Raw genomic sequence first — 10039 nt, 5'->3', positions numbered from 1 at the left:
CGCCAGCCTCCTGCTCCTTCAGCACACCGATAATCTGCTCTTCCGTAAATCTCTGCTTCTTCATTCGTCCGTCCCTTAATAGGCCGGACTCTAATCCATTCTGGAGGAAATTCTCAGTGGCAGGTCATACTCGCTCTACTCCCATGACGGACTCCAGAAACGTGAACCGAGTTCCGACCGTGGAGAGTTTCGAGCCCAATCAGCCACTTGCCGCGTGGAGGGGCTTTTTCTTCCCAAATCTCCCAGCCGGCAGCTCCCCAGAAAGCCGCAAGAATTACGCCCACTGCCACTCTGCGGACGCAGGATGAATTGCTTCAGCCCTGATATGCGCCGACAGCTCCGCCCAGATCGGATCGCTGGTGAAACTAGCGAGGTCGCCGGCGGCATCCTGCAGCGATATCGCGCCATATCTGTCAGCCACCTCCATCGCCACCCCGCTTTCTTCGATCTCCTTGAACGGTGAGCCGTCGTTGGGGCGCAGAACCCGGTGCCCCCACATCCCTGGCCGCTCGTCAGCGCGTAGTGCATCCAGAAGCTCCCGATCGCTGGAGCCGTCGAGTGCGGTAGCGATAAGATACCGCATGAGGGGATAGTAGACGGTCTGCCGGCATCCGCCGAGAACACGAACGCCCGGCAGGATCGACATCACCAGAAACGTCATAAGCAGATTCGGCACCAAATTGCGCTGGCGCAGCGAGGCCGCGAGGCTTCCGGGATCGAACCTCACCTCACGGAACGAAGGGGATACGCTTGCAAGAACACCGTCCTGCAAACGAAGGGGAGATATCCTGCCGTCCTCCAAACCCCAGAAAAAATCGGTTGTTTGGCGTATCCATCCTGTCCAGGGCCCGGCATTGAGCCGCTCCATGGTGTGCAATATCCTTTCCGCGAAGAGGCCATCGCCAGAAAAACGAGATGACAGCCACGAAGTCGGGTCCTCGAAATGTTCAGCGACAAGATCGGCAACATCGATATCGTCAAATTGCAGCAGCCGGAGAGACGGCGGAAACGACCTTCTCCACAGGTCCTGATTGGCGGCCCTGATCGCCTCGGCTGCCGACGGAAAGTCGGTGTCCGGCAAGATAGCCTTGAGCCGGGCTGCGGCGGGATTGGCGACTCCGCCGGCATTTTGCCCCGTCAGCGTCAACCGATAAGGTCCGTTGAAGCCACAAACACTGTAAGGATCCATCCGGCTTCGAGGCAGGCCGAACACGTTCACCACCTCGCCGCCAAGCGAAAGCCATCCGGGGCCCTTTTTCGCCTTTTCTATAAACTTCACCGTCGAGGAACCGTAGCAGATGTGCCACCGCTGGGCATGGGCGGTGAGACCGAGTGCGCTGAACAGGTGCGTGTAGAAAGCATCGGGCTCGATCAGCAAATGACAGTGGGGACCGGTTTGGATAACCGGCGAGGCCGCTATTTGCCGGCCTGCATTCTCTGCGTCGTCCTGACTGGCCCCTGACCTTAACGCGATCCGAGCGACAAAAGTCCGAAACCGGATCATCGCATCGTCGCGAACCGAACATCGGCCGCGGCGGCCTTCTGCGTAAACCGCAGATGCGTAGTCCTTGAGCGGAAGCGCCCAGAACCTGGCAAGGTCGGGCATAAGAAAGGACAAAGTCCGTCTTACATCCTCCGCAGCACTTTGACCGCCCGTGGCGCTCGACAGCTCTTTGCTCATTTTTGCAATTCTCGCATGAACAACCGACCGTTCAGGCTTCGCTGCCGATCGACTGCGGCGGTCGCCACCCCCAGTCTGACGGGATTGGATTTTTCTCGTCATTCACGAGGATGTGCGGCACGTGCTCGTGGCAAAATGCTGGCGGTATCGCCGGCTTCACCATCGAAGTGACAAAGTCTCGCAGCGAATTCAAGGAATTGGATGAGATGATCGTATAGAAATTCCCGCTATTCCAGGTGACGACAGAATACCGGAAGTACGCACGGAGCGCCGATCGCGATGTTTCCAGGTCGACCTGAAGTCGAACATCGTATCCAGAACACCGCGCTTCTTCTCGACAATCTGCCTCTTGGTAAAAAACCTCGACTTGAACGTCTCGTCCTTTTGACGCTCTCGTTCAAGATAGGCCTCTGTGTTTGCGTGGGCGAGCTTTTGCACCTGAACCAACACGCCGTTGGGCCGGACACGAGGCGCAATGAAGCCAGTTTGATTGTCCCTGTCACGCCCGTACATCTGGAACGTCGTGTCTTCGAGCAGGACATCATATCCGTCCCGGAAAGGCTGAAGAGTTTCATCTTCCGCATAGCGCTCATCGTCGAGTTCGAAGAACGGCCCGTGGTAAAAGTGAGCATCCTCGCTGCCTCTGCGGGCGAAAAAGGAGACACGGTTGCCGTCCGTGGGACTGCAATTGAGGGTTTTCAGGCGCCCGTCACCGAGTTTCGCCAGGGTTCTCGCAAGGGTGCCGGCGCCGGCGCCCAGGGTGTAGACTGCCGCAGGACGTCCGCGGCGCGCCCAGGTCTTCTCCGCAAACGAGAGGATGGCGGCGCCCAGGCGACACTCCTCCTCCAGCCGATAGGGGATGCTTGCAAAATAGTGGCTATCGAAATGTCCCCACAAACGCCTATGCGTATCCGAGAATGTCAAGCAAGCCAGATCGAACGACAAAAGGCCCATGTCAGGCTCGGGCCTGCCCAGATCCGGCGCCCCTCCCAGCCCGCTGGCTGTTTGTTCAAAGAAGGTGGCGAATGCATTGAGGCGCGGAGCCTTCCGCCAGACGTCTATTGTCTTGCTATCCACCATGGTACGATCCTCGTTTGAAGCCAAACGACAGGTGCCGGCCTGATCCGCGTTCGGAAAGGCATCACCAATCCGCTGATCGCCCTTCGCAAGGGCATCTTTGGCGGCTACCTGTGATTGCGTAGAGTTGAATGCCGAGCAGCCTCGATGCAATCTGCCGATTTCGACAGATTGACTTGCACCTTCGAGTTATGAAGAGAGGTGATGCGATGGCAGTAAGAACACGCTTTCAGGCCTGAATTATTTCAAGAAAGCTTGCCCTTGCAATAGCCTGATAGATCGTTGCAGCATCGAGTTTGCGTTTGGCAAGCTTGAGATAAAGGCGCACCGCACTCTCCGAAATCTGCAATCTCGCGGCGATACGCTTCGAAACCAGGCCGTTCGCAAGGAGTTGCAGACACTCCTGTTCCCGTCCCGATAGTTTCCGGTAACCTCCACTTGTCCGCAGACCCCACACTGAAAGCGCTTTCTCGTGCACATAGTGGGAGAGTATTTGAAGGTCGTGGTTACTCGACGTGCGTAATTTTCGCCAATCAGCCCTCGGCAGGTTCGACGTCACCGAAAACAGGCTGCGTTCGCCGCCCGGGCCCCTGATCGGAACTGTCAGACCGTGCCGGCCAATGTCGAATGACGCCGCCTCCTTGAAAAAGCCGCGGGTTCTCACAGAGCGCCGATCAAGATTTGACCAATCGACGGGCAAGAAGCCAGTGCGGCTGAGTTCGATGACGGGGTCGATCTCGAAATAGTTCCGATCAAGATAAAAGGATGTCCATTCTTCCGGATATGTCGTGCAATAGAAAGGATGGGCGTCTGCCTGGTTTGCGAGACGCACCACCAAGAACGCCAGATGAGCAAATTGGTAATGATCTCGAATGTCAGCAACGGCAACATTCAATTCCGCGCTGCTGCCTACCTTTCGCAACATCGTCAACGACCATGACAATGGTGAGTGCTGTCGATCTTCCATTGGTTTCCTTTCGAGCAACATGTCTGGTTTGCTGTTTTCCGCAAATTTGAGGATTTGCCACATCGCCTGGTGTGTCGGTGTTTTCTGGTGAATGATCGCCGCTTCACCTGTGACGTGTTGGAAATACGGTCTATCTGGAGCCACCAATTCCGGAGAGATCGACCCGTATCCCTGCCCTGTTGGGATCGCTCGCACCGTCGGCTTTCGGAGCGTCCCGGCCTTCCTGGTCCCGCGGCTTCACACCTGCGTGAGCATCCGGCTCAATGCCCGGTTCTTCTTGTTTCGGCTCGGCCAGTTTGACGTCCCCCGGATCCGGGGCACGGAAAACTGCCGTCCCCTCGAAGTATCCGCTCTTCCAGGAGATGATGGCATCCTCGAATGCCTCGTCGACGGCATTGCCATACCATTTCGTGACGATGCGATAGACCTTGCCGAACAACGCTGTCCCCATGCGGATATTCTTGCAAGCGTCGACGAGGTCCGGTTTCAACTCCGAGACGTCCTTGATCCCGAGCCCGGCCGGATATTGCGTAATGCCCACACGCACGATGGCCTGTCCGACATACTCGCCGATCAGCGCCATTGCCTCGTCGGGTGTTTTCGCCTGCGGCATCAGAATAACGCTGTTACCGGAGCGAACCGTGACGGTGAGCGGATCAGACGATCCGGCCTGCGCGATAAACTTTTCGACGATCGCGGGCTTTAGGCCTGGATCGGCACATTTCAGGATAAAGGCGGCATCGACCATGGCTGCTATTCCTCTGCTTGGGTGTTGGATGCACTGACGAGGGGCAAGTCGAACAGCCGAGCCCAGGCGGTGGTGCTGGCGTTCTGGATCGCGATGATCGATGTGCCCGATGTCCACCAACCGTTGCCGGCGGCGACAATCATGTCTGGCCTGTGCAGCATCGACTGCAGGATAGGCCAGACGATGAGCTGCTCGTAGCAGATCAGCGGCGCGATCCACTTGCCATTGAGCTCGACGACGGGATTGCTGAAAAAGCCAGCCCGCGCGCCGCCGCCCTGCCCGCTCCAGCCAAGCCACGGCTGCCACATCGAGACCGGAACGGGCATTCGCTCATGATAGAGAATGTGTCCGCGGCCGCTGGAAACCGCGACCAGGACATTGTCGTAACCGGCGCGCTCAATGACGGCTGCACCAGCGATCACGGTGACGTGGCTATTCGCAAGCTCCGTCTGCCAGAGTTGCTCAACGGTCGGCGTCCAAAAGCCGAGAGTACTTTCGGGAAGAACGACAACACGGGCGCCATCACCTGCCGCACGCTTCACTGTCGCGATCAGGTCACGCTGCTGCTCGAGAGATGCGTCACGGCCGAGGTTTTCCCCGAGTTCAAGATCGACCCCCGTCCAAGCGTTTGGTGCGTTGGATGGCGTCCAGGTCGTGGCGGACCAGAGGTAAAGTCCTCCCAGGACCGCGACCGCGATCGGCCACCTTCTACCGGTCATGATGACCAATAGGATCGCCGTCGCGCCGAGGCCAAACCACCCCCATCCAGGAAACAATACGCCAGCCGCGGTGATTGGAAGCGCCCAACCGACGATCCCGAAGGGAGGAACGGCCATCACCGCCACAGCCACCGCATACCGTAGCGCCCTTCCCTTGCCCGGTCGCTCAGTCCAGAGAGCCGTATGAACCGAGACGAAGGCGAGCGAACCAGTTATCCAGAGCAAGAGCCCAGGCCATAGATCGGACGCATAGAAATTTGCGACGCCTTGCGGGAGCCCACGCGAGGCCGCCAGGAAATATCCAGCCGAGACTCCAGCAGCGACCAACCGCGTCGGCGATTTCGCCCAGAGCAGTGGAAAGAACATGGCGACCGGAAGGGCCAGCATGTTTCCGCTCCAGCCGATTGTGCCGACCGCGATCGACAGCGCGACCAGGATCGGTCGGTGCAAGCGGTCAGGGATCGAAGGTGAGGATCGGCTTGGCGAGGCCGAGGAGGCCGCTGACCGGGATCGGTCCAAAATATCGGGAGTCATAGGAGCTCGCAAAGGATGAGTGGAGAAACAGGTGACCCTGCGGCACGATGCCACCGGAATAAGGGACGATCGGTCGACCTTGCCCGTCGGTCCTGCGGATGCGTGACGCGCTAAGAACAGCGCCATCGATCTCGACGGTGTCGCCGATCGCAATGCTCTGGCCGGGAAGCGCTGCGACAGTCTTGATGAGCGGCGCGAAACCGCCAACGCAGAGGCCTCGACGAAGATAGCCGCGCTCGAGTGCTTCCTCGAAGGGCGCCGTGGCCGGCGGGCAGATAAACACCAGATCTCCAACTGCGGCGGGACGATCAAGCTGCTCGATGCGCCAGAGACCAAGGGGTTCGCTCCGCGTCAGGTTTAGCCTGACGCAGCCTATAAACCCGGTCACTGCAAGAGCCACCATGACGCTGGCGCTTGCAGTGACGAACACTATCATCCCTCGCCTGCTCATTGCTTGATCGCCGGCGCCTGACGCTGAGCGAGCTTCAGGTCCTCGGCCTGCTTCAGTGTTGCGACCATGCGCTCATGAGCCGATAGCTGCTGAGCCGTCCGCATGACCGGCCAGGCTTCTTTCAGCCGCTCCTTTTCCTGAGGTGCCAGCCCCTCTGAGAGCTTGACGAATAGCTGGCCGTCGGGATTGCGTGCGGCGTTGGTCAGCAGGGTCCGCTCACCGAACCGTTCGGATACCGCCTTACTGAGGCCGTCGATCTCAGCCTTGGTTTCGCGGTTGCTGAGCGCATATCCCATCGCCGCGGGAAGATCGTTGCGGTCGATCGCGTCGCGTACCCGTTCCAGCACGCTTAGCGCGGCCGGCGACAGTGCCGGGATGTCGATCGAGACGCGCTGGCGCAGCGTCCTCTCCTCAGCCTCGATCCGCTGCACGGTCATCTCGCGGATGCGAAGGTACGTTTCGATGTCGCGCTTCAGCGCGGGCACGTTAACCTCTGCGACGCGACGGGCCGCGCGGTCAGATTTGCCGGAGAGAACCCCGGTCTTGCCCTTGAGCGGGCCGATCGACGACGGATCCGCGGCAAGCCTGTTGAGCGTCTGCGTTGCCACCTGTTTGTCGGCGAGCACCGCGTCGAAGTTCATCGCCCGGAACGCCGTCTCGGGATCGGAGAACACGTAGCGGAAGCGGGTCGACACCTCCTCCCATTGCTTCTTCACGGCGGGATCGGATCCAAGTTTCTGCTCGACGCTATCGGAAACGGAGCCCTGGAATTGCTTGACGCCTGATACCATCGGGCGGGTCTCCTTGTTCGTTTGAGTTTTTAGCGTTTGCATCAAGCCGAGACGTGTCCCCGCTGCTCGGAGACGGACCGCCAGATCGGCAAGTTTCGAGCCCTGGCGAAGCGTCCAGTCGAGCCGGTCGCGCAGCAGGCTCCGGGCGACATGGATAATGTGCAGGCCGCGGTTCTCGGCAAAGGCCAGTGCCGGTCGGTAGAGGCTGCCGCGCTCGTAGTCGAGCGTGGTCTCCTTGACATTCCTGCGCGACAGGATCTCCGTCAGCCCGCCTGCCTTGGAGAACGAACGGCGGCCATAATAGAGTGCCAAGTCGTCGCGATGGCGGGTCATCGCGACATAGGTGAGATGGCGATCGAGCGAGAGCGACGCGAGCACCTTCACCCTGTCGACGGTCGCACCCTGGCTTTTGTGGACCGTGGTCGCATAGCCATAATCGAGGTTGTTGTAGAAGCGCTGCTCGACCGACACCTGGCGACGCTGATCGCCCTCGCCGATCACGACAGAAATGCTGTTCGGCGCTGCCTCGACGACACGGCCGATCATGCCGTTCTTGACGCCGAGCGAGCCTTCATTCTTGAGGAAGACGATCTGGTCGCCAGCGTCGAATTGACGGATGCCATCGGCGGTCCTGAAGCTATGCCCTTCGCTGATGAGGCCGCGCTCGACGAGCTTCTCACGCGCCATGACATTGAGCATGCGAACGTCGCGGCGCAGATGCGCCAGCATCAGCATGGACTTTGATGGATCGTAGTCGCGGTTCCAGTCGGCGACCAGGTGTTCGACGGCCTGAGCCTTCAGCTCCGAGCCTAGCACCCTACCCTCGGAACGATAGGCGGCGAGCGCTTCGCCAACGCGGCCGCGTGCCAGATCGAGCGAGGCTTTGCGCATCCAGTCCTCTCGCTGGCGGTAGATTGTTTCGAGTTCGGCATAACCGACACGATCGGCAATGGCACGAAACGCGGCACCCGCTTCGATCGGCTGAAGCTGCTCGGGATCACCCACCAGAACCAGTTTTGCGCCGGACTTGACCACGGCCTCGACAAAACCGGCCATCTGTCTCGACGCCACCATGCCGGCCTCGTCCATGACGAAGACGGTGCTTGCGTCGAGCGTGTCGCGGCCTCGCTTCCAGCGCAGCTCCCATGACGTGAGCGTGCGGCTCTGAATGCCGGCCTCTCTCTCCAGTCCCTCTGCCGCCTTACCGGCAAGCGCCCCACCGACGACACGGTATCCGGCAAGTTCCCAAGCCTCACGGGCCGCCTTCATCATCGTGGTCTTGCCGGCGCCGGCTCGACCAACGACGGCGGCGATGCGCGCGGAACCGGCGACGTGCTCGATCGCTACTCGCTGCTCAGCCGACAGGCGGGCATGGCGCGCGAACGTCGCTTCCAGCACCGGCCCAGATACACCATGCGTTTCCCGCTCGGAGAGCCAGAGCGAGCGCCGTGCCATCTCCGCTTCCAGCCGGATCAGCTCTCGCGTCGTGTACCGCGCCGGCAGCCTCTGTCCGGTCGCGAACTCGATCGTGTCCCGCTGCAGACGCAGGATTTCTGGGCTTTGGAGAATGCGCGCCAGGAGCTGCTGGAAGATGCCCTGATCATCGATATAGCGATGCAGCACCTTGGCCACGTCGCGTTCATCGAAGACGCTCTTCTCACGGGAAACGAGATCGAGCACAATCTCCGGGCGCGCCTGAATGCGCCGCAGGTTATCGGTCTTACGCGCATCCTGCAGGTCGAGCCGCTCGAGCGAAGGACGCTCCCCTTCCACCATCGCTTTCCGCTCGATCGCCTTGGCGCCAACACCGAGATGAATAGTCGGCTCCAGGTCGATGCCCTGCTTCTCGTAGGAGCGACCATCGATGCGAAGATCGATACCGCCCAGCGCCAGGTGATGGTTCTGACGTTCGAACCAACCATCCCGCAGGGCATTGAAGTCGTCACTAGTCCCGGCCCAAAGTTCGTAGGCGATCTTGCCGGACTTGGTGCGAACCGGTTGGCCATCCTCGCCGATGGCCGCGACCTTCTTCGGCCCAAAACCCTCCTCGGTCAGCGGCCGCAATGTCGTCATCAGGTGGATGTGCGGATTGCCGGGATTGTCGTGGTAGACCCAGTCGGCAACCATGCCTTTCGACAGGATGTGCTTTTCCACGAAGTCTCGCACCAGAGCGATGTTCTGCTCCGGCGTGAGTTCCAGCGGAAGCGCGATCGTCAGGTCCCGGGCGAGCTGCGCATCGGAGCGTTTCTCGAACGCTTCCACCTTGTTCCAAAAGGCTTCGACCGCTCCAGAGACCGAGCGGTCGGCAATCATTGCCCGTGCCCATCTCGGGGCATCGGCGGGGAGGACGAACTCCTCATGCCGCAGGCCCGGCTTGCGGGTGTAGTCGATGGTGCGGGCTTCGCGCTCGTATTCCATCTTGGCGCAGTGCCGATAGGCAGCAGAGAGCACGGCGCTGCGGCCGTCGCCGCGGCTGACAATGCTGGCTGAGAAATGAGCGATGGCCACGATGTGAGACACTCCCGGTTCGAACCTCGTTCGTCGGAGCGGTAACACCACGACGGCCCCACCGGGCGTGAGTAAGCACGTCGCAACAGCGACGTATAATTGCGCCCTTGGAACCGCTCCTTCGGAACGGCGGGATCATCCACGAAAGTATCGGCTTTGCCGATCTGCAGATCTGCAGGTTCCCTTTGTCGAGCATCCGGGAGAGTTTGCCGTCGCAACAGCAACGTCAAAACTGCAAGGAAGAGCAACCGGAATGAAGAAGCCGTCATCGAAGATCAGGGAAGAAATCGCGAGATTGCAGGACCAATTGAAAGCAGCGGAAACGCGCGAGGCCGAACGCATCGGCCGGATCGCGCTGAGAGCCGGCATTGGTGAGATCGAGATCGACGAGGCAGAGCTTCAGGTGGCTTTCGAGGAAGTGGCGCAGCGGTTTCGCGCAGGTGAAGGGGCAACATATGGCGCTGCGTCCGGAAAGAAGAATGCCGGCAACGGCAGGACTGGCGCCGAACCGCGCGCGACGCTCACGTCTGGCACGGATGCGGGCGGGGCTAGCGAGGTTTGAA

7 protein-coding genes and 1 pseudogene are annotated in these 10039 nt (G+C 60.2%); 1 reads left to right on the top strand and 7 read right to left on the bottom strand.

All coding sequences use genetic code 11. The annotated features are described in order from the left end of the window. Nucleotides 1–274: 274 nt before the first annotated feature. The 7 genes and pseudogenes from EFD55_RS31905 to traA form a co-directional block, all read right to left on the bottom strand. Nucleotides 275–1681, bottom strand: coding sequence for a hypothetical protein (locus EFD55_RS31905; protein WP_125850966.1), 1407 nt, complete (start codon nucleotides 1679–1681; stop codon nucleotides 275–277). 31 nt (nucleotides 1682–1712) lie between these two features. Continuing rightward, a pseudogene (locus EFD55_RS31900) lies at nucleotides 1713–2761 on the bottom strand (class I SAM-dependent methyltransferase). A 226-nt stretch (nucleotides 2762–2987) separates the two neighbouring features. Beyond that, entirely contained in the window at nucleotides 2988–3869 is an 882-nt protein-coding gene (locus tag EFD55_RS31895; RefSeq protein ID WP_245438680.1) for a LuxR family transcriptional regulator, read from the bottom strand. Further along, a complete protein-coding gene (locus EFD55_RS31890) occupies nucleotides 3856–4473 on the bottom strand; it encodes a TraH family protein (protein ID WP_125850964.1) in 618 nt (205 codons plus the stop codon). Before EFD55_RS31890 ends, EFD55_RS31895 begins: the two co-directional genes overlap by 14 nt. Nucleotides 4474–4478: 5 nt before the next feature. Next, nucleotides 4479–5630, bottom strand: coding sequence for a conjugal transfer protein TraB (locus EFD55_RS31885; RefSeq protein WP_281040006.1), 1152 nt, complete (start codon nucleotides 5628–5630; stop codon nucleotides 4479–4481). A 16-nt stretch (nucleotides 5631–5646) separates the two neighbouring features. Beyond that, on the bottom strand, nucleotides 5647–6177 hold the full coding sequence (traF, locus tag EFD55_RS31880; protein ID WP_125850960.1) for a conjugative transfer signal peptidase TraF: 531 nt from the start codon (nucleotides 6175–6177) through the stop codon (nucleotides 5647–5649). Continuing rightward, nucleotides 6174–9476 (bottom strand): Ti-type conjugative transfer relaxase TraA, encoded by a 3303-nt coding sequence (gene traA / locus EFD55_RS31875; RefSeq protein WP_125850958.1) that lies wholly within the window; start codon nucleotides 9474–9476, stop codon nucleotides 6174–6176. The genes traF and traA overlap by 4 nt, the downstream gene beginning before the upstream one ends. Nucleotides 9477–9729: 253 nt before the next feature. Here traA and traC point away from each other — a divergent pair, with 253 nt between their 5' ends. Continuing rightward, the gene (traC, locus tag EFD55_RS31870; protein WP_125850956.1) at nucleotides 9730–10038 is read left to right on the top strand and encodes a conjugal transfer protein TraC; all 309 of its coding nucleotides are present in this window, start codon (nucleotides 9730–9732) and stop codon (nucleotides 10036–10038) included. Nucleotide 10039 lies beyond the last annotated feature (1 nt).

This window comes from Rhizobium pisi, from assembly GCF_003938655.1.
Lineage (GTDB): Bacteria > Pseudomonadota > Alphaproteobacteria > Rhizobiales > Rhizobiaceae > Rhizobium > Rhizobium pisi.
Note: the sequence above shows the minus strand (reverse complement) of the source record. Positions and strands in the feature narration are given on the sequence as shown.

Excerpts from the sequence above, each read along its gene's own strand:
- EFD55_RS31905 (WP_125850966.1), bottom strand. The coding sequence starts at position 1,681 with ATGAGCAAAGAGCTGTCGAGCGCCACGGGCGGTCAAAGTGCTGCGGAG.
- EFD55_RS31890 (WP_125850964.1), bottom strand. The coding sequence starts at position 4,473 with ATGGTCGATGCCGCCTTTATCCTGAAATGTGCCGATCCAGGCCTAAAG.
- traF (WP_125850960.1), bottom strand. The coding sequence starts at position 6,177 with ATGAGCAGGCGAGGGATGATAGTGTTCGTCACTGCAAGCGCCAGCGTC.
- traC (WP_125850956.1), top strand. The coding sequence starts at position 9,730 with ATGAAGAAGCCGTCATCGAAGATCAGGGAAGAAATCGCGAGATTGCAG.